This is a genomic window from Modestobacter sp. L9-4 (assembly GCF_019112525.1).
Taxonomy (GTDB): Bacteria; Actinomycetota; Actinomycetes; order Mycobacteriales; family Geodermatophilaceae; genus Modestobacter.
In genome coordinates this window covers 4,097,066-4,117,959 of sequence record NZ_CP077800.1, presented here as the reverse complement: position 1 = coordinate 4,117,959, position 20,894 = coordinate 4,097,066, and the positions used below count along the sequence as shown (strand labels likewise).

The 20,894-nt window shown below is 75.3% G+C and carries 23 protein-coding genes and 1 pseudogene; 7 read left to right on the top strand and 17 right to left on the bottom strand.

Features of this window, described 5'->3' with window-relative positions:
- Positions 1 to 88: 88 nt before the first annotated feature.
- Complete coding sequence (locus KUM42_RS19550) at positions 89 to 409, top strand: metalloregulator ArsR/SmtB family transcription factor (protein ID WP_237494178.1); 321 nt, start codon at positions 89 to 91, stop codon at positions 407 to 409.
- 4 nt (positions 410 to 413) lie between these two features.
- Here the strand turns inward: KUM42_RS19550 and KUM42_RS19545 are convergent, their stop codons facing one another.
- Together KUM42_RS19545 and KUM42_RS19540 are read right to left on the bottom strand one after the other, a co-directional pair.
- Complete coding sequence (locus KUM42_RS19545) at positions 414 to 1,331, bottom strand: DMT family transporter (protein WP_237494177.1); 918 nt, start codon at positions 1,329 to 1,331, stop codon at positions 414 to 416.
- A gap of 105 nt (positions 1,332 to 1,436) precedes the next feature.
- The gene (locus KUM42_RS19540) at positions 1,437 to 2,291 is read right to left on the bottom strand and encodes an SDR family oxidoreductase (RefSeq protein ID WP_237494176.1); all 855 of its coding nucleotides are present in this window, start codon (positions 2,289 to 2,291) and stop codon (positions 1,437 to 1,439) included.
- 87 nt (positions 2,292 to 2,378) lie between these two features.
- Here KUM42_RS19540 and KUM42_RS19535 point away from each other — a divergent pair, with 87 nt between their 5' ends.
- Entirely contained in the window at positions 2,379 to 3,116 is a 738-nt protein-coding gene (locus KUM42_RS19535) for a TetR/AcrR family transcriptional regulator (RefSeq protein WP_237494175.1), read from the top strand.
- A gap of 124 nt (positions 3,117 to 3,240) precedes the next feature.
- Here KUM42_RS19535 and KUM42_RS19530 read toward each other — a convergent pair whose 3' ends face one another.
- Positions 3,241 to 3,543 carry a hypothetical protein gene (locus KUM42_RS19530; RefSeq protein ID WP_237494174.1) on the bottom strand — a complete coding sequence of 101 codons (303 nt, stop codon included), beginning with the start codon at positions 3,541 to 3,543 and terminating at the stop codon, positions 3,241 to 3,243.
- 80 nt (positions 3,544 to 3,623) lie between these two features.
- Between KUM42_RS19530 and KUM42_RS19525 the strand changes: the two genes are divergently transcribed.
- Positions 3,624 to 4,022 (top strand): SRPBCC family protein, encoded by a 399-nt coding sequence (locus KUM42_RS19525; RefSeq protein ID WP_237494173.1) that lies wholly within the window; start codon positions 3,624 to 3,626, stop codon positions 4,020 to 4,022.
- A 3-nt stretch (positions 4,023 to 4,025) separates the two neighbouring features.
- Here KUM42_RS19525 and KUM42_RS19520 read toward each other — a convergent pair whose 3' ends face one another.
- Both KUM42_RS19520 and KUM42_RS19515 read right to left on the bottom strand, forming a co-directional pair.
- The gene (locus tag KUM42_RS19520) at positions 4,026 to 4,784 is read right to left on the bottom strand and encodes an SDR family NAD(P)-dependent oxidoreductase (protein ID WP_237494172.1); all 759 of its coding nucleotides are present in this window, start codon (positions 4,782 to 4,784) and stop codon (positions 4,026 to 4,028) included.
- A 111-nt stretch (positions 4,785 to 4,895) separates the two neighbouring features.
- Positions 4,896 to 6,770, bottom strand: a complete 1,875-nt coding sequence (locus KUM42_RS19515) for a PucR family transcriptional regulator (protein ID WP_237494171.1) — start codon at positions 6,768 to 6,770, stop codon at positions 4,896 to 4,898.
- A 583-nt stretch (positions 6,771 to 7,353) separates the two neighbouring features.
- Between KUM42_RS19515 and KUM42_RS19510 the strand changes: the two genes are divergently transcribed.
- On the top strand, positions 7,354 to 8,262 hold the full coding sequence (locus KUM42_RS19510) for a DUF2877 domain-containing protein (RefSeq protein WP_237494170.1): 909 nt from the start codon (positions 7,354 to 7,356) through the stop codon (positions 8,260 to 8,262).
- A 50-nt stretch (positions 8,263 to 8,312) separates the two neighbouring features.
- On the opposite strand, the gene KUM42_RS19505 is transcribed toward KUM42_RS19510, so the two are convergent.
- The 8 genes from KUM42_RS19505 to rpe all read right to left on the bottom strand — a co-directional run bounded on the left by KUM42_RS19505 (position 8,313) and on the right by rpe (position 14,247).
- Positions 8,313 to 8,756, bottom strand: a complete 444-nt coding sequence (locus KUM42_RS19505; RefSeq protein ID WP_237494169.1) for an SSI family serine proteinase inhibitor — start codon at positions 8,754 to 8,756, stop codon at positions 8,313 to 8,315.
- Between the two features lie 80 nt (positions 8,757 to 8,836).
- Positions 8,837 to 9,703, bottom strand: a complete 867-nt coding sequence (gene hisG, locus KUM42_RS19500) for an ATP phosphoribosyltransferase (protein WP_237494168.1) — start codon at positions 9,701 to 9,703, stop codon at positions 8,837 to 8,839.
- Positions 9,704 to 9,790: 87 nt separating this feature from the next.
- On the bottom strand, positions 9,791 to 10,054 hold the full coding sequence (locus KUM42_RS19495; protein WP_237494167.1) for a phosphoribosyl-ATP diphosphatase: 264 nt from the start codon (positions 10,052 to 10,054) through the stop codon (positions 9,791 to 9,793).
- Positions 10,051 to 10,560, bottom strand: a complete 510-nt coding sequence (gene ribH, locus KUM42_RS19490; RefSeq protein WP_237494166.1) for a 6,7-dimethyl-8-ribityllumazine synthase — start codon at positions 10,558 to 10,560, stop codon at positions 10,051 to 10,053. Before ribH ends, KUM42_RS19495 begins: the two co-directional genes overlap by 4 nt.
- 67 nt (positions 10,561 to 10,627) lie before the next feature.
- Positions 10,628 to 11,917 carry a bifunctional 3,4-dihydroxy-2-butanone-4-phosphate synthase/GTP cyclohydrolase II gene (locus KUM42_RS19485; RefSeq protein ID WP_237494165.1) on the bottom strand — a complete coding sequence of 430 codons (1,290 nt, stop codon included), beginning with the start codon at positions 11,915 to 11,917 and terminating at the stop codon, positions 10,628 to 10,630.
- Positions 11,914 to 12,531 (bottom strand): riboflavin synthase, encoded by a 618-nt coding sequence (locus KUM42_RS19480; protein WP_237494164.1) that lies wholly within the window; start codon positions 12,529 to 12,531, stop codon positions 11,914 to 11,916. The genes KUM42_RS19485 and KUM42_RS19480 overlap by 4 nt, the downstream gene beginning before the upstream one ends.
- Position 12,532: 1 nt before the next feature.
- Entirely contained in the window at positions 12,533 to 13,585 is a 1,053-nt protein-coding gene (gene ribD / locus KUM42_RS19475) for a bifunctional diaminohydroxyphosphoribosylaminopyrimidine deaminase/5-amino-6-(5-phosphoribosylamino)uracil reductase RibD (protein ID WP_237494163.1), read from the bottom strand.
- Entirely contained in the window at positions 13,582 to 14,247 is a 666-nt protein-coding gene (gene rpe / locus KUM42_RS19470) for a ribulose-phosphate 3-epimerase (protein WP_255557522.1), read from the bottom strand. Before rpe ends, ribD begins: the two co-directional genes overlap by 4 nt.
- 126 nt (positions 14,248 to 14,373) lie before the next feature.
- Here rpe and KUM42_RS19465 point away from each other — a divergent pair, with 126 nt between their 5' ends.
- From KUM42_RS19465 to KUM42_RS20470, 3 genes and pseudogenes are all read left to right on the top strand, one after another.
- On the top strand, positions 14,374 to 14,853 hold the full coding sequence (locus KUM42_RS19465) for a hypothetical protein (RefSeq protein WP_237494162.1): 480 nt from the start codon (positions 14,374 to 14,376) through the stop codon (positions 14,851 to 14,853).
- Between the two features lie 1,267 nt (positions 14,854 to 16,120).
- Complete coding sequence (locus tag KUM42_RS19460; RefSeq protein WP_237494161.1) at positions 16,121 to 16,321, top strand: hypothetical protein; 201 nt, start codon at positions 16,121 to 16,123, stop codon at positions 16,319 to 16,321.
- Positions 16,322 to 16,389: 68 nt separating this feature from the next.
- Positions 16,390 to 17,250 (top strand): annotated as a pseudogene (locus tag KUM42_RS20470) (S8 family serine peptidase); the annotation flags it as partial.
- Positions 17,251 to 17,414: 164 nt separating this feature from the next.
- Here KUM42_RS20470 and KUM42_RS19455 read toward each other — a convergent pair.
- The 4 genes from KUM42_RS19455 to def all read right to left on the bottom strand — a co-directional run bounded on the left by KUM42_RS19455 (position 17,415) and on the right by def (position 20,866).
- Entirely contained in the window at positions 17,415 to 17,804 is a 390-nt protein-coding gene (locus tag KUM42_RS19455; protein ID WP_237494160.1) for a VOC family protein, read from the bottom strand.
- Between the two features lie 154 nt (positions 17,805 to 17,958).
- Positions 17,959 to 19,374: an RsmB/NOP family class I SAM-dependent RNA methyltransferase gene (locus KUM42_RS19450; protein WP_237494159.1), complete on the bottom strand. Its 1,416-nt coding sequence runs from the start codon at positions 19,372 to 19,374 to the stop codon at positions 17,959 to 17,961.
- Positions 19,371 to 20,384 (bottom strand): methionyl-tRNA formyltransferase, encoded by a 1,014-nt coding sequence (gene fmt / locus KUM42_RS19445; protein ID WP_237494158.1) that lies wholly within the window; start codon positions 20,382 to 20,384, stop codon positions 19,371 to 19,373. Before fmt ends, KUM42_RS19450 begins: the two co-directional genes overlap by 4 nt.
- Entirely contained in the window at positions 20,309 to 20,866 is a 558-nt protein-coding gene (gene def, locus KUM42_RS19440) for a peptide deformylase (RefSeq protein ID WP_237494157.1), read from the bottom strand. The genes fmt and def overlap by 76 nt, the downstream gene beginning before the upstream one ends.
- Positions 20,867 to 20,894: the final 28 nt, after the last annotated feature.

Genomic DNA, 20,894 nt, shown 5'->3' with positions numbered 1-20,894 from the left:
TCCCCCATCGACGTCCGTCGATGCCTCGACGGGGGCAACTCTGACCGCAAGCATCGACGGATGTCAATGTCTGCGGCACGATGGGCGCATGACCGCTGTCGCCTGCTGCTCCCCCCTGCAGGGGTCCCCCCTGTCGGCGGAGGACGCCCGGACGCTGGCCCGCACGGTGAAGGCGCTGGCCGACCCGACCCGCCTGCGGCTGGTGTCCCTGGTCGCCGCGCACGGTGGCGAGGCCTGCGTCTGCGACCTGACCGAGCCGGTGGGCCTGTCCCAGCCGACGGTCTCCCACCACCTCAAGGTGCTCGTCGACGCCGGGCTGATGACCCGGGACAAGCGCGGGGTGTGGGCCTACTACGCCCTGGTGCCCGGCGCGCTGGCCGACCTGGCCCGGGTGCTGTCGGCACCCTGACCGCTCACGTGGACGCACCGGCCTCGGCGGGCACCGGTACCGGTACCGGAGTACGCACCCGGCGCCGGGACACCGCCACCCCGACCAGGCAGACCGCCCCGCCGACGATCGCCAGGGCGGCCGGCACCTCGTCCAGCAGCGCCCAGCCCAGCAGCACCACGATCGGCGGCACCAGGTAGGTGGTCACCGCCAGCCGGCCGGCGTCCATCCGGCCCAGCGCGTAGGCCCAGGTGCTGAACGCCAGCGCCGTCGGCACCGCGCCGAGGTAGACCATGCCCAGCACCGAGGACACCGGCGCCGTCCCGAGGTCGGTGACCAGGGCCCCGGCCCACGGCAGGCAGCACACCGCGCCGATCGCGCAGGCGGTGGCGGTCACCTGCAGCGCCGGCAGCCGGCGCAGCAGCGGCTTCTGGGAGACCACGCCGACGGCGTAGGTGAGCGCGGCGACCAGGCAGAGGACGACGCCGAGCAGGTCGGCACCCGCGCTGCGGGTGGCCAGCCCGATGAGCAGGACGCCGCAGAAGGCGATCGCCAGCCCGATGACCAGCCAGCGCGGGAAGCCCTCCCCGAGCAGCAGGCCGGCGAAGACCGCGATGAGCAGCGGGCCGATGTTGACCAGCATCGCGGTGGTGCCGGCGTCCAGGTGCTGCTCGGCGGCGTTGAGGGCGACGTTGTAGACCCCGAACCAACCGACCCCGCACACGACCAGCAGCCGCCACTCCCCCGCGGTGGGCCGCACCCAGCCGCGCCGGGCCAGCAGCAGGCCGAGCACGACCGTGCCGACGGCCAGCCGGCCCAGCGCCAGCGCGCCCGGTGAGAGGTGCTCACCGACCGAGCGGATGCCGATGAAGGCCGACGCCCAGGCCAGCACGGTCACCGACACCGCGAGCAGGACCAGGGGGACGCGCGGGGTGGAGGGCACGTCGCCGACCCTAGGCGGGGCCGGCGACGTGTTCCGGCGGGTTCCGGCCACCGCACCGGGACTGGCCGTCCCGTTGCGACCGACGGCAGGAGAGGTGCGGTCGCCTCAGTGAGCCGGCGCCGCGAGCACGTCGCGGACCGTCCGCGGCTCGCGACCCAGCAGCTCGCCGAGCAGCGGGTCGACACCGGCGAAGAAGCCCTGCTCGGCGGCGGAGTACATGCCCAGCATGAAGCGGGCGACGAACTCCGGTGTCCCGCCCGCGACCTGACCGGCGATCCACTCGTCGGGGTCGACGAGCACGCGCTCGACCGGCCGCCCGCTGACCTCGGCGGCGATCGCGGCGACGTCGGCGAAGGTCGGCGCGGCGCTCGCGGTGAGCGTCACCGGGCCGTCGTGCCCACCGTCGGAGAGCAGCACCAGCGCGGCGGCCTCGGCCTCGTCCTCGCGGGAGGTCCAGGAGACCGGGCCGTCGGCCGGGACCTCGATCCGGCCGGTCTCCCGCCACGACCCGGTCATGAACAGCAGGCTGTGGGCGTAGAAGCCGTTGCGCAGCGAGGTCCACGGGAGACCCGACTCCGCGAGCAGCTGCTCGGTGGCGGCGTGGTCGCGCCCGGGGCCGAACGGCGTCGTGGGCGCGGCGCCCTGGTGGCTGGTGTAGAGAACGCGGCCGACACCGGCCGCGACCGCGGCCTCGACGGCGGTGCGGTGCAGGGCCACGGCGTCGGCGGCGGGGTCGCTGGAGGACACCAGCAGCAGCTGGTCCGCACCCGCGAAGGCGGCCGGGAGGGACGACGGGTCGGCGTAGTCGCCGTGGCGCACCTGCACCCCCCGCTCGGCGAACCGCTGGGCCTTCGCGACGTCGCGGGCGACGACGACGAGCTGGTCGGCGGGCAGTCGCTCGAGCAGGTGGTCGACGGTCGCGCCGTTGAGGGCGCCGGTCGCTCCGGTGACGGTGATCATGGTGGTCTCCTGTGCTCGTATCACTGGAATCGGTGAAGCGGTTCCATTGATATCACAGCGGTACCGCTCGTGCGATATCGTCGATACGTGACCGAGACCGACCGGGGCGACCTGCGCACGCGCATCGTCGACGGCGCCGCCCAGCTGCTGCGCGAGCATGGCCCGGCGGCGGTGACCACCCGGGGCGTGGCCGAGGCGGCCGGCGTGCAGCCGCCGGCCATCTACCGCCTGTTCGGTGACAAGGACGGCCTGCTCGACGCCGTCGCCGAGCACGTGATGACCCGGTACGTGACCGAGAAGGCCGCCCTCGTGGAGTCCGCGACCGCCGAGGACGTCGACCCGGTCGAGGACCTGCGCGCCGGGTGGGACCGGCAGATCGAGTTCGGCGTGGGCAACCCGACGCTGTTCCGGCTGCTCAGCGACCCCGACCGGGTGCGCCCCTCCCCCGCCGCCCAGCAGGGCCGGGAGGTGCTCGCCGCCCGGATCAGGCGGGTCGCCGCGGCCGGCCGGCTGCAGGTGAGCGAGCAGCGCGCCGTCGCGGTGTTCCAGGCGGCCGGGATCGGCGCCATCCACGTCCTGCTGGCCACCCCGCCCGCCCAGCGCGACCCCGGACTGGCCGACAGCATGTTCCAGGCGGTGCTGCGCGAGGTGCTCACCGACGCCCCGGCCGCGGCCGACGCCGGCCCGATGGCCGCAACCGTCGCCTTCCGGGCGGTGGCGCCGCAGCTGCACGTGCTCACCCCCGGGGAGCAGCACCTGCTGGGCGAGCTGCTCGACCGCGCCGTCGACGCCCTCGCGGCCGCACCGGACACGGTCTCCGGCTGAACCCGGGCACCCGGGCCGGCCGTCGTCCGGTGGGCCGGGCGGGACCGGGCGCACCCGGTGCCGCGGACATCAGGCTGCCGAGCGGTGGGCGGGGCGGGACCGGGCGCACCCGGTGCCGCGGACATCAGGCTGCCGAGCGTTCCTCCGGCCTGGCCCGCGTGCCGCCGACCAGCAGGTGCACCTGGGCGCCGACGCCCAGCCCCAGGCCGAGCACCAGCAGGGTGATCGCGGTCTCCTGACGTTCGGCGCGCTGCTCTCCGCAGGAGGGCGCGATCATCAGGTCCGGGCGGTTCAGCTCGTCGGCGCTACCGAAGGCCGGGGGGCACCCGTAGTCGGCGAGCGGCATCGACATGCCGCCGAGGAGCAGGCCTCCGACGACGGCGACACCACCGGCGGCCTGCAGGGCGCGGTCCAGTGCTCTGCTCATCGCGCGACCGTAGGGCCCGGGTACGGGCACCAGCGGATCCCCCGCTCCGGACACGCCGCCGGTGCGGCACGATGCCGGGCATGCCGCCCTCGCTGCACCTGGCCGTGTCGATCGACCGGCCCGCCGCCGAGGTCTACGCCTACGCCCGCGACCCCGCCCACCTGCCCGAGTGGGCCGCAGGACTGGCCGGCGGCATCGCCTGCGTGGACGGCGAGTGGGTGGCGGACTCACCCATGGGACGGGTCGTCGTCCGCTTCGCCGAGCGCAACCCGTTCGGCGTCCTCGACCACGACGTGACCCTGCCCGACGGCACCACGGTGACCAACCCGCTGCGGGTGCTGCCCGACGGCGCGGGTTGCGAGGTCGTGTTCACGCTGCGCCGCGCGCCGGGGACGACCGACGAGGCGTTCGCCGCCGACGCCGCCGCGGTCACCGCCGACCTCGCCACCCTCAAGCGGGTGGTCGAGGCCGGACGGTGAGGGTCAGCGCTGCTGGGCGGTGGGGCGCACCAGCACCTCGTTGACCGCCACGTGCGGCGGCTGGGTGACCAGGTAGAGCACCGCGCGGGCGATGTCGTCGGCCTGCAGCGGCACCATCTCGGTGTACATCTTCTGCGCGCCGGCCTTCGCGTCGGCCTGGGTGATGTGGTCGGTCAGCTCGGTGGCGACCGCGCCGGGCTCGACCAGGCCGATCCGCACGCCGCGCTCGGTGACCTCCTGGCGCAGCGACTCGCTGAAGGCGTTCACCGCCCACTTGCTGGCGTTGTAGACACCGGCACCGACCCGGGCCTGGCGCCCGGCGACGCTGGACATGTTCACGATGTCGCCGGAGCCCTGCGCGACCATGCCCTCGATCGCGGCGTGGGTCATGTACATCACGCCCATGACGTTGGTGTCGATCATGCGGCGCCAGTCCTCCGGGTCGGCGCCGGTGATGACGCCCAGCAGCATGACGCCGGCGTTGTTGACCAGGACGTCGAGACCGCCGAGCTCCTCACGGGTGCGGGCCACCGCCGCCGTGCACTGCGCCTCGTCGGTGACGTCGAGGTCCAGCTGCAGCACCCGGGCGCCGCCGTCGCGCAGCCGGGTGGCCAGGGCGTCGAGCCGGTCCCTGCGGCGCGCACCGATGGCCACCGCGGCACCGGCCTCGGCCAGCGCGACCGCGGTCGCCTCACCGATGCCCGACGACGCGCCGGTCACCAGCGCGACCTTGCCCTCGAGCGGGCGGGTGTTCTCGGTCATGCGGACGTGCCTCCTCCGGGCCGCCGGACGCGGCCCCCGGGAGACCGGTGCCCGCCGGGCGCCCCCGGCACGCGCGGAGTGGTTGCGCAGCGCATCACTCCGCGCGGCCGGTCAGACCAGGGACTCGAGCCCGTCGTCCAGGACGGCGGCGGCGACGCTCTCCACCGGCGGCCGGTGCGGCTGGTCCAGCCCCCGGATCCGCGCGGCGTGCAGCGCGAGCAGCAGGTTCAGCCGCAGCGTCGGGTCGGTGGTGAAGGGCCCGAGCATCCGCTCCAGCTTGCCGATCCGGTAGCGCATCGTGTTGTAGTGGAAGTGCAGCCGGCGGGCGGACTCCGCCACGTTGAGGTTGGTCTCCAGCAGCACCCGCAGCGTGTCGCGCAGGTCGACGGAGTCCGGGTCGGTGGAGTCGGCCAGCGACCCGAGCACCTCGTCGACGTAGGAGCGCAGCTCGGAGCTGTCCGGGATCAGCGACAGCAGCCGGAAGACGCCCAGCTGGTCGAAGTGGGTGACCGCGTGACCGCCGTGGATCTCCTGGCCGACGACCAGCGCGCGCTGGGCCTGCTGGTAGGCATCGCCCAGCACCTGCAGCGACTCCGCCGGGCGCCCGATGCCGGTGCCCAGGAGCCGGCCGACCCGGCGGAGGCGGGCGTTGACCCGTGCGGTCACCGCGGCGACCAGCCCGGAGAGCTCCTCGGGCGTGCGCCCGTCCAGCGGCAGCACGGTGACGATCTCCGTGGCCAGGCCCGCGACCGCCGCACCGGCGACCTCGCCGTCCACCGCGGAGCGCCAGCCGTCGGCCAGCCGGTCCAGCACGTCGAGCGCACGGGTGGGGTCGGCGCCGGCGTCGGCGACGGTCTCGGTGGCGGTCACCAGGACCACGACCGGGCCGTCGAGCCGCCAGCCGAAGGACCGCGCGTAGGCCAGGGCCCGCTCGGTGTGGGCGAAGGAGCCCCCGACGAGGCGGCGCACCATGTCGCCCTGGAAGCGCAGCTCGACCGAGTGCACGGCCTGCATCCGGATCTCCGACAGCGCCGCGATGACGGCGGCCTGCTCGAGCACCGCACCGGCCCCCAGCAGCATCGGCCCGTGCCGGTTGACCGCGACCAGCCAGCCGTGCCGCTGCTCACCGGCCATGACCGGGGCGACCGCGTACTCCCCCACGCCGCCGGGCAGCTCGTGGTGCCCGGGGACGAGCAGGATGCCGTCGGCCGGGGACAGGTCGGCGTCGGCCAGGACGTCGGCGGGGGTGACCACGGACTGGTCGGCGCGGTTGCCCGACAGCCGGCGGGCCGGGGTGAGGTCACCGAACGCGTCGTCGGCGGCGGCGTCGAGCAGCCACAGCCAGTCGCGGATCTCGGTGACCTCCTCGGGCGGGCCGGCGTGGGTGGCGACCTCACGGTCGGGCCCGAGCCCCAGCACCGCCGCCCCTGCCAGGAACGTCGAGACCTGCGTGGTCACCTCGGCCAGCCCACCGCCGGACAGCGCCACGTCGATGAACTGGTTGTGCATCCGGTTGGCGAGGCTGAGCGCCTGGGTCTGCTTGTCGATGATCGCGCCGAGCACCTCGGCGACGACCTCGTCCAGCCGGGTGGACGACGGCAGCGCGAGCACCGGGAAACCGCGCCGGTCGGCCTCGGCGAGCACCTCGGCAGGCACCTCACCGGCCGCGTTGCCCTGCCCGCCCTCGGAGCGGAACGCGAGCGCGCCGCTGCCGGCGCGGTGCAGCCGCTCGATGACCGCACGGCTCTGCGCGGGGTCACGGGACCCGAGGCGGCCGTCCAGGACGACGAGCACGTCGGGCCCGGCGCTGCCGAGCGGCTCGTTGGGCTCCTCGACCACGACGTGCCGCACGATCCGCCGGGTGCCGGTGGCCCCGCCGACGACGATGGTGCCGGTCAGGCCGGGCAGGTCGAGCAACTGGTCGACCGTGAGCCCCATGCTGTCCTGCAGGGCCGTGCGATCGGCCGGCGGCAGCTGCGACAGCACCGGCTCCGCCGACGGCGGGACCGAACTGAAAGTGGCCGACCGATCACTGTGCGCAGCGTATGTCACGGACGTCTCACGTTCGGTCACTGTACGTACCCCCAAAACGCCGTGCTCTCAAGAACCAGGCGAGATTCTGTCAGACGTCTCTGGACGCGAGAACCGACCCTTGGCGAGAATCGCCATACAGGCCTGGGGGGCGCGCCACATACGTTCGTCCCCCGACCTGTGTCCGCAACGGATGGTAGGCGGCCCTGAGCAGCAGGGGGCGCCGCCGCCGCCAGGGTGAGCAGACCGGGACGGCAGTCGGCACATCGACCACTGCCGGCGACCGCACGGGGGTGGAGGTCAGATGCGCACGATCGACGAGGACACCGGTGGGCAGGGCGAGCTCGTGACCAGCGAGGACACGGTTGTCAGCGGCCCGCGGCACACGACCGCAGCACGCTCTGCGGCACCACGTACACCGGCACCACGTCCGACCGGGTCGCGTTCGGTGGCGGCCCGCGGCCCGGCGCCGTCGGAGCTCGAGCGCTCGGCGCCCGCGCCACGCTCGGGCCGTCCGGGCCGCGCGGCCCGGGCGGGCATGCCGACGCTCCACCTGTCCGGGGCCACCTCCGCCGGGTCCGGGCCGGGCGCGCGCCCCTCGGTGCCGGCGCAGGCGAGCACCGGGGTGGCCGAGCTGCTCCGTGGTCCGCTGCGCCAGGGCACGGTGCTGCTCTCGGCGCCCTCGGCCCTGTACGTCAGCGTCCCGACGCCGTCCGGGCCCGAGGTCGTCGGGGTCCTCACCTCCGACGCGGCGCGGCTGCCGCTGGGGTGCGTGCTGTTCCGCCCGTCCAACGGGCGGCCGCTGGTGTCCGCGCCCAGCGGTGCCCCGGCCCAGGTGGGTGGGGGGCGGCTGGTCGTCGGGGACCTGACCGTCAGCGCGGCGGCGTGGTGGGACCCGCGGCCCAAGCTGCCCACGGCCCGGCCGGCGCTGCTGCCCGAGGGGGTGCGTGAGCTGCGCGCCGCGCTCTACGGCGAGGGCGTGCCGCACAGTGCGTTCGTGCTGCCGGGTCTGGCCGGTGGGCCCAGCGGGCCGCTGGCCGCACTGCGCGGTGCGGTCCGCCGGGCCGACCTGGACGCGGCGCTGCGCACGGCCACCCGGCTGATCGGTGAGGGCCCCGGCCTGACCCCGGTCGGCGACGACGTGCTGGCCGGCACCACCGCCGGGCTGGTGCTGCTGGGCCACCCGGCCGCGGAGCGCTTCGGCAGCGGGGTGACCGCCCTGGCCGCCGGCCGCACCACCGAGCTGTCCCGCGCGCTGCTGCGGCACGCCGCCGCAGGCCGGGTCACCGGTGAGTACGCCGCCGTGCTCCGCGCGATGGTCGGCGACGGCCCGCTGGTCCCGGCCATCCGGGCGCTGCTGGCCAGCGGCTCGAACAGCGGCCGCGCGCTGGCGCTCGGGCTGTGCACCGCGATCGACCTGGTCGAGCGGACCGCCCGCCCGCGCTGAGCTCCCCCGGTCCGGTCGGCACCAGCCGGTCGGACCGGGCAGCGCCGGCGTCAGCCGGGCAGCAGCGCGCCGAGCCGGTCCCACTGGGCGGTCTGGCAGCCGTCGCTGCGGGAGAGCTGCAGGTCCACCGGCTCCCCCGCCCAGCGACCGGTGACGTGCGCGGTCTGCGGGCCGCCGAACAGCTGGGTGCACATGACGTCCGCCGCGAGCGGGGCGAACGGGTCGGGCTGACCGGCGAGCTGGGCGCAGGCCGCGGCCGGGTCGGGCAGGTCACCGGCGGGCGTCCCGGCGCAGCTGAGGCGGTACGTCTGCGCGGGCTCGCCCTGGTCGGGCACCAGCTCGACGACCAGCTCGTCGGCGGCCGGCCCGCTCGAGACGGCCGCCGAGCTCGGTGCCTGCCCGGACGCGCCCCCCGCCGTGGACGTCCCGCCGTCCCCGCAGCCCACGAGGACGGCGGACGAGAGCAGCAGGACCGGGACGGCTGTGCGGCGCATCGCCCCAGCATGCCGCCTCGGACGCCGTCCCCGTCCGAGGCTGCGCCCGGTGCCCCGACTCGTCCGCGAGCCGAGCGGCGTCAGATGCGGGAGGCGGCGATGCTGGTGACGAGGATGGCGCGGGCACCGAGCTCGTAGAGGTCGTCCATGACCCGGTTGGTGTCCTCCTTGCCGACCATCGCCCGCACCGCCGACCAGCCCTCGGTGTGCAGCGGGCTGACCGTGGGGCCCTCGAGCCCGGGGGTGATGGCGGTGGCCCGGGCGAGCAGCTCGTTGGGGCAGTCGTAGTCGAGCATCACGTAGCGGCGGGCGACCAGCACGCCCTGCAGCCGCCGGCGCAGCTGGGCCACGGCCGGGATCTCCTCGGCGCCCTCCCGGCGCACCAGCACCGCCTCGCTGGCCAGCACGGGCTCGCCGATGATGCGCAGCCCGGCCGCGCGCAGCGTCGTCCCGGTCTCCACGACGTCGCAGACGGCGTCGGCGACACCCAGCCGGCAGGCGGTCTCGACCGCGCCGTCGAGCTTGACGACGTCGGCCTTCATGCCGCTGGAGTCCAGGAACCGCTGCAGCAGCCCGGGGTAGGCGGTGGCGATCCGCTTGCCCTCGAGCTTGGCGACGTCGTCGACCGGGGAGTCCGCCGGGCTGGCGAAGCGGAAGGAGGACCGCCCGAAGCCCAGCGGCATCACCTCGGCCGCGACCGCCCCGGCGCCGTCGGTCGGGGTGGTCTCCAGCAGCATGTCGCGGCCGGTGATGCCCACGTCGAGCGTGCCCGCGGCGACGTAGATCGCGATGTCGCGGGGCCGCAGGTAGAAGAACTCGGTGTCGTTCTCCGGGTCGTAGACCGCGAGGTCCTTGAGGCTGCGCCGCTGCCGGTACCCGCTCTCGCTGAGCATCGCCTGGGCGGGCTCGCTCAGGACCCCCTTGTTCGGGACGGCGACGCGCAGCACAGCAAGCTCCTTGAGGTCAGTCGGCCCTCCTGCAGGGGCCCGCCGCGAGCTTGCTCGTGGTGGGGGGCAGGAGGGTCCTTCCACAGTTCACAGGTGAGCGTAGACGTCGGCCAGGGACAGACCCCGGGCCAGCATCAGCACCTGCACCCGGTAGAGGAGCTGGCTGATCTCCTCCGCCGTGCGCTGCTCGTCCTCGAACTCGGCGGCCATCCAGGACTCGGCCGCCTCCTCGACGACCTTCTTGCCGGCCGCGTGCACGCCGTCGGTGACGGCGGTGACGGTGCCGGAGGCCGGGTCGCCGGTGGCGACCTTGTCGCTCAGCTCGGCGAAGAGCTCGTCGAAGGTCTTCACGCCGGGGTGACCCCGAAGCCGGTGCCCTGCTTGGGCGTGCGCAGGTCGCGCAGCACGAGCGCGGTCTGCAGTGCGGCCGCGGCGGCCTCCCAGCCCTTGTCCTCGCCGGAGTCGTCCATGCCGGCGCGGTCGCGGGCCTGGCGCTCGCCCTCGGTGGTGAGCACGCCGTTGCCGACGGGCTTGCCGGAGTCCAGCGCCACCCGGGTCAGCCCGGCGGTGAAGGAGTCGCAGACGTACTCGAAGTGCGGCGTCCCGCCGCGGACGACGACGCCCAGGGCGACGACGGCGTCGTGGGTGGCGGCCAGCGCCTGGGCGACCACGGGCAGCTCGAGCGCGCCCGGGACCCGGACGACGGTGGGCGAGACGACGCCGGAGGCCTCGGCGCACGCGAGCGCCCGGGCCAGCAGGGAGTCGGCGATCTCGCCGTGCCAGGTGCCGGCGACGATGCCGAGGGTCAGGCCCGCCGCGTCGATCGGCTCCTGCCCCGGTGCTCCGGACCCGCTCATCAGTGTTCCTCCGTGCTCGTGGTCGACAGTGCTGCCGGCACAGTCTGCCGACTGCGGCCGGGCGCGCTCACAGGGGCTGCTCCTCGGCGCGCCGCACGGGAACCGCGAGCTCCTCGGCGAGGTCGGGACCCTCGGGCTCGGCGATCTCCAGCAGGTGGCCCATCCGGTCGCGCTTGGTGCGCAGGTAGCCGATGTTGTCGGCCGTGACGTGCGTGGGCAGCCCGACCCGGCCGGTGATCTTCAGGCCGTAGCCCTCCAGCCCGGCGCGCTTGGTCGGGTTGTTGGTGAGCAGCCGCATGGTGCGGATGCCCAGGTCGACCAGGATCTGCGCGCCGGTGCCGTAGTCGCGGGCGTCGGCGGGCAGGCCCAGGCCGAGGTTGGCGTCGATGGTGTCCGCGCCGGCGTCCTGGAGCTGGTAGGCCTGCAGCTTGTGCAGCAGGCCGATGCCCCGGCCCTCGTGCCCGCGGATGTAGAGGACGACGCCACGGCCCTCGACCGCGACGGCGGACAGTGCGGCGTCCAGCTGGGGCCCGCAGTCGCAGCGCAGCGACCCGAAGACGTCGCCGGTGAGGCACTCGGAGTGCACCCGCACCAGCACGTCCTCGCCGTCGGCGATGTCGCCGTAGACGAAGGCCACGTGCTCGCGCTCGTCGTAGGAGCTGCGGTAGCCGACCGCGGTGAACTCCCCGGCGCGCAGCGGCACCCGCGCCTCGGCGACCCGCTCGATGAGCTTGTCGAAGCGCTTGCGGTAGGCGATGAGGTCGGCGATGGAGACCATCACCAGGTCGTGGGCGTCGGCGAACTCGCGCAGCTCGGCACCCCGGGCCATGCCGGTGGGGTCCTGCTCGCTGACGACCTCGCACAGCGCACCGGCCGGCCGGAGCCCCGCCAGCACGGCCAGGTCGACGGCGGCCTCGGTGTGGCCGGGGCGCCGCAGCACGCCGCCGTCCCGGGCGCGCAGCGGGACGACGTGGCCGGGCCGGGCCAGGTCGCCCGACGTGGTCTCGGCGGCGGCCAGGGTGCGGATGGTGTGCGCCCGGTCGACGGCGGAGATGCCGGTGGTGACGCCCTCACGGGCGTCGACGGTGACGGTGTAGGCGGTGCCGCGCCGGTCCTGGTTGACCCGGAACATCGGCGGGAGGTCGAGCCGGTCGGCGTCGGCCTCGCTGACGGCGACGCAGATGTAGCCCGAGGTGTAGCGCACGGTGAAGGCGACGACCTCGGGGGTGGCCAGCTCGGCGGCGAAGATGAGGTCGCCCTCGTTCTCGCGGTCCTCGTCGTCGATGACGACGACGGGCCGGCCGCCCTTGATCGCGGCGATGGCGTCCTCGATGGTGTCCAGCCGGACCTCGCTCATCGACGTGCCCCCAGCAGCCGCTCGACGTACTTGGCGATGACGTCCACCTCCAGGTTGACCGGGCTGCCCGGCGTGCGGGCGCCCAGGGTGGTCTCGCGCAGGGTGGTGGGGATCAGGCTCACCTCGAACCACGGCTCGGGCTCGTCGGCCAGCGCGCTGACCGTGAGGGAGACACCGTCGACGGTGATGGAGCCCTTCTCCACGACGTAGCGGGCCAGCTCGACCGGGACGGCGATGCGCACGACCTCCCACTGGTCGCCGGGCGTGCGCGACACGACGGTGCCGACGCCGTCCACGTGGCCCTGCACGATGTGCCCGCCGAGGCGGGTCTCGGCGGTGACGGCGCGCTCGAGGTTGACCGCGTCGCCGACGCCGGTGGCGCCCAGGCTGGACCGCCGCAGCGTCTCGGCCATGACGTCGGTGCTCCACACGCTGCTGCCGTCGGCGTCGCCCTGCACGCCGGTCACGGTCAGGCACACGCCGTTGACCGAGATCGAGTCGCCGAGGGCCACGCCCTCCAGGGTCCTGCGGGCCCGGATGCGCAGCACGGCGCTGTCCGCGCCGTCCTCCCGCACCTCCAGGGTGCCGAGCTCTTCCACGATGCCGGTGAACACGTCAGCTCCCTCCGCCGGTCGTCGGCCCACCAGTGTGCCGGGTGGGCCGCAACCGGATCTGCACGTCCCCGCCCAGCTGGGTGAGGTCGGTGATCGTCAGGTGCAGCGCGTCGGTGATCGTGGCGATTCCCAGTGACCCGACCATGGGAGCACCGTCACCGAGCAGCAGCGGCGCCTGGTGCAGCACCACCTCGTCGACGAGGCCGGCGGCCAGGAAGGCCGCGGCCAGGGTGGGGCCGCCCTCCAGCAGCAGCCGGCGCACGCCGAGGTCGAACAGCTCGGCCAGCAGCGTCCCCGGATCGGCCGCGGTGCTGACGTGCGTGGCGGCCGCGTCGTCGTGCACCCGGGCGGTGGCCGGCACGCGGCCGCGGCGGTCCAGGACCACCCGCAGCGGCTGCCGGTCGGCGTTGCGCCCCTCGACGTCCCGGACGGTGAGCTGCGGGTCGTCGGCCAGCACGGTGCCCGACCCGACCAGGACGGCGTCGCAGGTGGCGCGCAGCCGGTGCACCTCGGCGCGGGCGGCCGGCCCGGTGATCCAGCGGCTGGTGGTGTCTGCGGCGGCGACCCGGCCGTCGAGGGTGGTGGCGACCTTCCACACGACCTGCGGGCGGTGCTCACGGACGCCGGTCAACCAGCCGGCCAGCGCGCCGTCCTCGGCGGCCTGCTGCTCGGCGCCCAGCTCGACGTCGACCCCGGCCGCCCGCAGCCGCGTCGCGCCGCCGGTGGCCAGCTGCGTGGGCTCGGGGACGGCGACGACGACGCGGCGCACCCCCGCGGCGATCAGGGCGTCGGCACACGGGCCGGTGCGGCCGGTGTGCGCGCAGGGCTCGAGGGTGACCACCGCGGTGCCCCCGCGCGCCCGTTCTCCGGCCTGGAGGAGGGCGTGCACCTCGGCGTGCGGGCCGCCGACCGGCGAGGTGGCGCCCTCGCCGACGACCGCGCCGTCGGCGTCGAGCACGACGGCCCCGACCGGCGGGTTGGGGCTCGTGGTGCCCAGCACCCGCTCCCCCAGCTCGCGGGCGCGGGTCATCGCCGCCAGCTCGGCTGCGTTCACCGGGCCGCGGCCGCCTTCGCCCGCAGCGCCCGGATCGCCGCGGCGGGGTCGTCGGCGCCGTAGACCGCGGACCCGGCGACGAAGACGTCGGCCCCGGCGGCCGCGGCCTCCTCGATGGTGTCGGCGTTGATCCCGCCGTCGACCTCGACGAAGAGCTGCAGGTGGCCGGTGTCGACGAGGCGGCGGGCCTCCCGGACCTTGCTCATCGTCTCGGGCATGAACGACTGCCCGCCGAAGCCGGGCTCCACGGTCATCACCAGCAGGGTGTCGAAGTCCGGCAGCACGTCGAGGTAGGCCTCCAGCGGCGTCCCCGGCTTGATCGCCAGGCCGGCCAGGGCGCCGGCGGCCCGCAGGTCACGGGCGACGGCGCGGGGGTCGGTGCAGGCCTCGGCGTGCACCGTGACGTTGCGGGCGCCGGCCTCGGCGTACCCGGGGGCCCAGCGCTCGGGGTCGGTGATCATCAGGTGGCAGTCCAGCGGCACGGGGCTCACCGCCTGGATGGCCTGGACGACGGGCAGCCCGAGGGTCAGGTTGGGCACGAAGTGGGCGTCCATGACGTCGACGTGCACCCAGTCGGCGTCGGTGATCCGCTGCACCTCGTCGGCGAGCCGCGCGAAGTCGGCGGACAGCAGGCTGGGCGCGATCATCGGTTGCTGAGCCACGCGGTGATCGTAGGGTCCCGGTCCCGGCCACCTGATCGGGCGACCGGAGGGCGCCGCAGGTGACCGACGGTGACCGGTGCCCCACGATGACCCCGTGACCTGCGCCCGCGCCATCCGGTCCGACCGATGAGCCACTCGGCCCGGAGTCTCCTGACCCTGCTGGCCGCCGACGCGGTCGTCCTCTGGGCCATGAGCGAGCTCATGGGCAGCTCGGGGCTCATCGCAATGGGTGGGGTCCTCGGGACGACGCTCTTCCTGTGGCGGCAGGGTCACGGGACGCGGGCCCTGCGCCGGGAGACCGCCATGACGGCTCGCGCGCTGGCCGACCACCGGGACCCCGGCCCGCAGGACCGCGCCGCCGTGGACGCGCGCGCCCAGCAGCTGCTGGCCGCGCCCCGGTCCGACGAGTGGCTGCCGGCGGTGCTGCTGCTCGCCCTCGCGGCAGCCTGTGTCGTGGTGGCCGTGGTCCGCGGGGACGTGACCGTCGCGCTGCCCGCCGTCCTCCTGCTGCCCGCCGCCGTCACTGCCTGGGTGGTGGTGCACCGCCGCCTCCTCGCAGCGGCCTGGTGGAGCGAGGCCCCGCCCTACGAGCAGGAGCGGGCATGACCACCGCACCGGAGACCGACTGGGCCGTCGAGCACCGGGCCCGGCGGGCCGACCTGCTCAGCCTCATCGTCCTGAGCGCCTGGTTCGCGTCGGTGGCCGCGCTGACCGGCCGCTTCGTCGTCGCCGGCGCCGCTGGGTGGTGGGTGGTGGGCGGCGTACTGGTCCTCATGGCCGTCCTGCTGGTGCTGCAGCGACAGGTGCCGCGCCTGCACAGGAACGCCGAGCTCGGGCACCGCGTGCAGTTCGCGCTGCGACACCATGTCGACCCCGGCCCGGCGCCCGCGAGAAGGCCGACACCGGCGCCCGCCGGCTGGCCCGGCTGCGCTGGGTCGTCTGGCTCTCACCCGTGGTCGCGCTCGCCGTGCTGGCCGGCGGCCGGTGGGATGAGCCGGCCATCGCCGTCCCGGCGGCGCTGGTGTTCCTCGCCGTGGTCACCGCCGGTGTCGTCCACGTGCACCGTCAGGTCCGACAGGCCCGACGCTGGGTCGCCGACCCACCGGGGCCCGCACGCGAGGTCGCCCCGCCGTCGCGGCTCGAGTCGTGGACGACCGGACGACGCGCCTGGATCGTCGTGGGGTCTACCTGCTGCTCGCCGTGCTCGCCGGCCTGGTGGCCGGGATCCTGAGCTGACAGGACGTCGCCGCACGAGCAGTGGCCGCCCACCGCCACCCGGACCGGCGCACCGCGCGGTGTCCGACGAGCGCGCCCGACGACCCGCCGTACGCGCTGGGACCGGCGTGACCGGCGCTGTCTCGGCGTCCGTCATGTCCGGCAGCGTCACCGCTGCCGGCGTCCTGCGATTGCTCCACGTCGCCGTCCCGGGCTGATCGCCGACGCCGTCGACCCGGGACGGATGTGGGCCAGGTCACCCACCCGGCGTGGCGGACCGGTCCTGCTCTGCGTGGCGAGGCGCCGACCAGGTACTTCCTGTGACCGACTTGTGACGGTGCGTTGTGCGACCTAGCGTCCTCCGGCACCGGGACCCGCTCCTGCGAGCCCCGGCCCTGCCCCGCTGGACGAGGAGCCTCATGCCCCGCACCACTCGCCGGTCCACCACGCGCACGGTGGCCACCGGCCTGGCCCTGGCCACCGCTCTGGGCCTCGCCGCCCTCACCCCGTCCGCTGCCCTCGCCGCCCCGCCGGCGGCCGGTCCGGCCCCGGATACGTCCAGGGCGCGCTGCAGAACTACGCGGTCAACGTCAACGCCGCCAACCGCGGCCAGACGCTCAAGGTCGAGCGGGCCGTCGCGGCCGCCGGAGGCAGCGTCGTGGAGTCCTACGCCGAGATCGGCGTCGTCATCGCCCAGTCCGACAACGCCAACTTCGCCTCCGCCTTGCGCCGGGAGAAGACCGTGGAGTCCGTCGGCGCCACCCGCACCGCCGCCGTGGCCGTCACCGACCCGACCTACGGCGTCAGCGACCCGCTGGCAAAGGGCGAGTCCGGCAAGGGAAGCCCGGCGCCCGGGTGACCCGCACGCCGAGCGTCGAGGACATCACGACCGCCGCGGTCGACCCGCGCGAGACCGAGCAGTGGGACATGCAGGCCATCGGCGCCGACCGGGCCCACCTGGTCACCGACGGCAGCCGCGACGTGCTGGTCGCCGTCCTGGACTCCGGCATCCAGGGTGACCACCCCGACCTGGCCGCCAACATCGACACCGCCGCCTCGGCCAGCTGCCTGTCCGGCTCGCCGGACTCCAGCTACGCCTCCTGGCAGCCCACCACCAGCGACCACGGCACCCACGTGGCCGGCACGATCGCCGCGGCCCGCAACGGGATCGGCATCGTCGGGTGGCCCGGGCGTGCGGTTGTCCTCGGTCAAGGTCGTCGACGACGCCGGGTTCATCTACCCGAGTCGGCCATCTGCGGTTTCATGTACGCGGTGGCCACCGGCGCCGACGTCACCAACAACAGCTACTACATCGACCCGTGGCAGTTCTGGTGCGACGACGACGCCGACCAGCGTGCCGTCAAGACCGCCGTCGACCGGGCGGTGCAGTACTCGCAGGGCCACGGCGTGGTGAACGTGGCGGCGGCCGGCAACTCCAACGTCGACCTGGCTCACAAGACCACCGACGCCACCAGCCCGGACGACACCACCCCGGTCACCCGGCCGCTCAACGCAGGCTGCGAGGACATCCCGGCCGAGCTGGACGGCGTCGTCACCGTCTCCTCCACCACCCAGGCCGGCGCCCGGTCGTCGTTCTCCAACTACGGCGAGGGCGTCATCGACGTCGCCGCCCCGGGCTCACGGATCCTGTCCACCGTCCCCGGCGGCGGTTACGGCCTGAAGTCGGGCACCTCGATGGCCTCCCCGCACGTTGCCGGCGTGGTGGCGCTGCTGAAGTCCGCGCACCCGGAGCTGTCCGGCACCGCGCTGACCGACCTGCTGTACGCCCAGGCGGACGACGTCCCCTGCCCGACCGGGACGACGACCTGCACCGGCCCGTGGCGGACAACGGGTACTTCGGCGAGGGCCTGGTCGACGCGCTGGAGGCCGTGCGCTGACCTGACCAGCCCGCGACGGGGCGTGCCGCAGACCTGCGGCACGCCCGTCGTGCGTCAGCGCGGGGTCAGCTCGGCCTGGCTCCGCAGCAGGCAGAACTCGTTGCCCTCGGGGTCGGCGAGCAGGAACCAGCCGCTGCCGTCGGGACGGCGCCGGTCCTCCACCACGACCGCGCCCAGCTCGAGCAGCCGCAGCAGCTCCTGGTCACGCGGGACGTCCACCGGCCGGAGGTCCAGGTGCAGCCGGTTCTTCACCGACTTCGCCTCGGGCACGTCGATGAACAGCAGCCGCTGCGACCCGTCCGGGGAGGCGATCATGCACTCCTCGTCGCCGGGCTCGTTCGGGTCGTCGGGGTCCTCGGCCCACCCGAGCACGGCCGCCCAGAAGAGCGACTGCGCGTGGGCGTCCCGGCTGTCGACGGTGACGTGCGAGAGGAAGGCGGCCATGGCCAGGCAGCGTCCCCGCCCACCGTCCCGGCGTCCAGCCGATTGCACCGGCGTCGACGCAGCGAGATCTGCGTTCTCGTGGTCGTCCGGGCCAGGAGGCCACGAGAACGCAGATCTCACGCGGAGGACGGTCCCGGAGAACCGCCCGCAGGGCTCAGCGGGTGCGGCGGAGCAGGGCCAGGAACATCGCGTCGGTGCCGTGCCGGTGCGGCCACAGCTGCCCGTAGTCCCCGCGGGCGATGCCGGGCACCTCGGGGAACAGCGGCGCGACCGGCAGCACCTCGACGTCGTCGCGACCGGCCACCGCGTCGACGATGGCGACCGTCTCGGCGGTGTGCGGGGAGCAGGTCACGTAGGCGACCACTCCCCCGGGCCGCACCGAGGCCAAGGCGCTGTCCAGCAGCCGCGTCTGCAGCTCCGCCAGCGGCGCGACGTCCTCGGGCACCCGGCGCCAGCGCACCTCGGGACGGCGGCGCAGCGCACCCAGCCCGGTGCACGGTGCGTCGAGCAGCACCCGGTCGAAGGAACCGGCCGGCCAGTCGGGTGCGGTCGCGTCGGTGACCCGCACGTCGACGTCGTCCTCGCCGGCGAGCGCGCCGCGGACCAGCTCGGCCCGGTGCTCGGCGCGGTCGGCGGCGGTGAGGTGCACCCCGGCCGGGCGGACCGCGGCCAGCAGCCCGGCCTTGCCGCCGGGGCCCGCGCACATGTCCAGCCAGGCCGCGTCCGGGCCGTCGAGGGGGGCGCGGGTGAGCGCGAGGGCGGCCAGCTGGCTGCCCTCGTCCTGCACCGCGGCCGCGCCGGACCGCACGCTGCGCACCTTGCCGGGGTCGCCCCCGGGCAGCCGGACGGCGTAGGGCGACCAGGGACCCGCCTCGCCGCCGGACTCGGTGACGAGCTCGTCGCGGTCGACGTGCCGGGCCACCAGGTGCACCTCGGGCGCGAGGTCGTCGGCCAGCAGCGCGGCCTCGACCTCGGCGTCCTCGCCCAGGGCGTCGCGCCAGGCGTCGACGATCCAGCGCGGGTGGTCGGTGGCCAGCGCCAGCCGGTCGGTGTCGTCGGCGGGGGCGAGAGCGGCGACCCAGGCGTCCCGGTCACCGCCCGCGGCGACCTTGCGGAGCACGGCGTTGACCAGGCCGGAGGCGCCGGTGCCGACGATCGCCCGGGTGAGCGCCACGGTGGTGTCCACCGCGGCGTGCGCCGGGACCCGCAGGTCGACGATCTGGTAGGTGCCCAGCCGCAGCAGGTCGAGCACCTTGCGGTCCAGCTCGGGCAACGGCCGGGAGACCAGCGTGGTCAGGATCGCGTCGAGCGTGCCGGTGGCGCGCAGCGTGCCGTAGGCGAGCTGGGTGGCGAAGGCGGCGTCGCGCGGCTCGAGCTGGCGCTCGCGCAGCAGCTGCGGCAGCAGCAGGTTGGCGTAGGCGTCGCGGCTGGAGACGCCGTCGAGCACGTCGTAGGCGGTCAGCCGGGCGCCGTCCAGCACCGGGCGGTGCCGCCGCGACTGCGGGCGCTGGTTGCCGGTGCCGGGGTCGTTGCGGCGCTTGTGCCCGGCGCGGCGGTCGGGGCCGGTCACGCGCCCCCCTGCTCACCGAGGCGCTCGCCGGGCTCGAGCCGGGCGCCGCGCGCCCAGTCCGCCGCCGGGAGCATCTTCTTGCCCGCCGGCTGCACCTCGGTGAGCCGGACGGCGCCGTGCGCGGTGCCGACCAGCACGCCGGCGGGGCCGACCGACAGCTCGCCCGCCTCCAGGGCCGGCGGGGACTGCTGCGGCTCGACCGGGGCCAGCCGCAGCCGGTTGCCCCGGAAGGTGGTCCAGGCGCCCGGTGCGGGGGTGACCCCGCGGACCCGGCGGTCGACGACGTGCGCCGGCAGCGCCCAGTCGACCCGGGCGTCCTCGGTCTCGATCCGCGGCGCCAGGCTGATGCCCTCGGCCGGCTGGGGCTCCGCGCGCAGCGACCCGTCGGCGATCCCGTCGAGGGTGGCCACGAGCAGCCCGGCACCGCTGACGGCGAGCCGGCCGAGCAGGTCCCCGGACGTGTCGCGGGGGCCGATCGGCTCGGTCACCACCCCGAAGACCGGGCCGGTGTCCAGCCCCGCCTCCAGCTGGAAGGTGGCGGCGCCGGTGACCTCGTCACCGGCCATCAGCGCGTGCTGCACCGGTGCGGCGCCGCGCCAGGCGGGCAGCAGCGAGAAGTGCAGGTTCACCCAGCCGTGCACCGGGACGTCGAGCGCCGCCGGCGGCACGAGCGCGCCGTAGGCGACCACGGGAGCGCAGTCGACGGCCAGGTCGGCCAGCTGGGCGAGGAACTCGGGGTCCCGCGGCGAGCGGGGCTGCAGCACGGGGATGCCGGCGGCGTCGGCGCGCTCGGCGACCGGCGACCGGCTGGTGCGGCGCCCGCGGCCGGCGGGGGCGTCGGGCCGGGTGAGGACGGCGACGACCTCGTGCGCGGAGCCCAGCAGCGCCTCGAGGGAGACGACGGCCGGGGCCGGGGTGCCGGCGAACAGGAGCCTCAGTGGGGGCTCACCTTCACGACGGGGGCCGGCAGCGGCGAGCCGTCGGGCACGTAGGACTGGTGCCCCTGCCACTCGGCACCGGCCAGCACGTCCAGCGCGGCGGCTCGGGCCTCGGCGTCCAGGCGGTCGACGAACAGGACGCCGTCGAGGTGGTCGGTCTCGTGCTGGATGGCGCGGGCGAGCTTGTGCGAGCCCTCGACGCGCAGCGGCTCACCGTGCATGTCCCAACCGGTGGCCGCGACGGTGAGGTAGCGGTCGCAGTCGAACCGGTAGCCGGGGATCGACAGGCACCCCTCGGCGTCCCGCTCGACGTCCTCGCCCACGGGGACGACGTCGGGGTTGACGATGTGGCCCACCTCGCCGTCGACGTACCAGGTGAACACCCGCAGGCCCACGCCGATCTGGGGCGCGGCCAGGCCGGCGCCGCCGGCGGCGTGCATGGTGTCGGTCAGGTCGGCGACGAGCTGGTGCAGCTCCTTGTCGAAGTCGACGACGGGGGCGGCGGGGGTGCGCAGCACCGGGTCGCCCATGATCCGGATCGGGGTGACGCTCACCGGGTGAGTCTAGGTGGCGCTCAGGCGG

Excerpts from the sequence above, each read along its gene's own strand:
- KUM42_RS19550 (WP_237494178.1), top strand. The coding sequence starts at position 89 with ATGACCGCTGTCGCCTGCTGCTCCCCCCTGCAGGGGTCCCCCCTGTCG.
- KUM42_RS19540 (WP_237494176.1), bottom strand. The coding sequence starts at position 2,291 with ATGATCACCGTCACCGGAGCGACCGGCGCCCTCAACGGCGCGACCGTC.
- KUM42_RS19530 (WP_237494174.1), bottom strand. The coding sequence starts at position 3,543 with ATGAGCAGAGCACTGGACCGCGCCCTGCAGGCCGCCGGTGGTGTCGCC.
- KUM42_RS19525 (WP_237494173.1), top strand. The coding sequence starts at position 3,624 with ATGCCGCCCTCGCTGCACCTGGCCGTGTCGATCGACCGGCCCGCCGCC.
- KUM42_RS19520 (WP_237494172.1), bottom strand. The coding sequence starts at position 4,784 with ATGACCGAGAACACCCGCCCGCTCGAGGGCAAGGTCGCGCTGGTGACC.
- KUM42_RS19510 (WP_237494170.1), top strand. The coding sequence starts at position 7,354 with ATGCCGACGCTCCACCTGTCCGGGGCCACCTCCGCCGGGTCCGGGCCG.
- KUM42_RS19505 (WP_237494169.1), bottom strand. The coding sequence starts at position 8,756 with ATGCGCCGCACAGCCGTCCCGGTCCTGCTGCTCTCGTCCGCCGTCCTC.
- ribH (WP_237494166.1), bottom strand. The coding sequence starts at position 10,560 with ATGAGCGGGTCCGGAGCACCGGGGCAGGAGCCGATCGACGCGGCGGGC.
- KUM42_RS19485 (WP_237494165.1), bottom strand. The coding sequence starts at position 11,917 with ATGAGCGAGGTCCGGCTGGACACCATCGAGGACGCCATCGCCGCGATC.
- KUM42_RS19465 (WP_237494162.1), top strand. The coding sequence starts at position 14,374 with ATGAGCCACTCGGCCCGGAGTCTCCTGACCCTGCTGGCCGCCGACGCG.
- KUM42_RS19455 (WP_237494160.1), bottom strand. The coding sequence starts at position 17,804 with ATGGCCGCCTTCCTCTCGCACGTCACCGTCGACAGCCGGGACGCCCAC.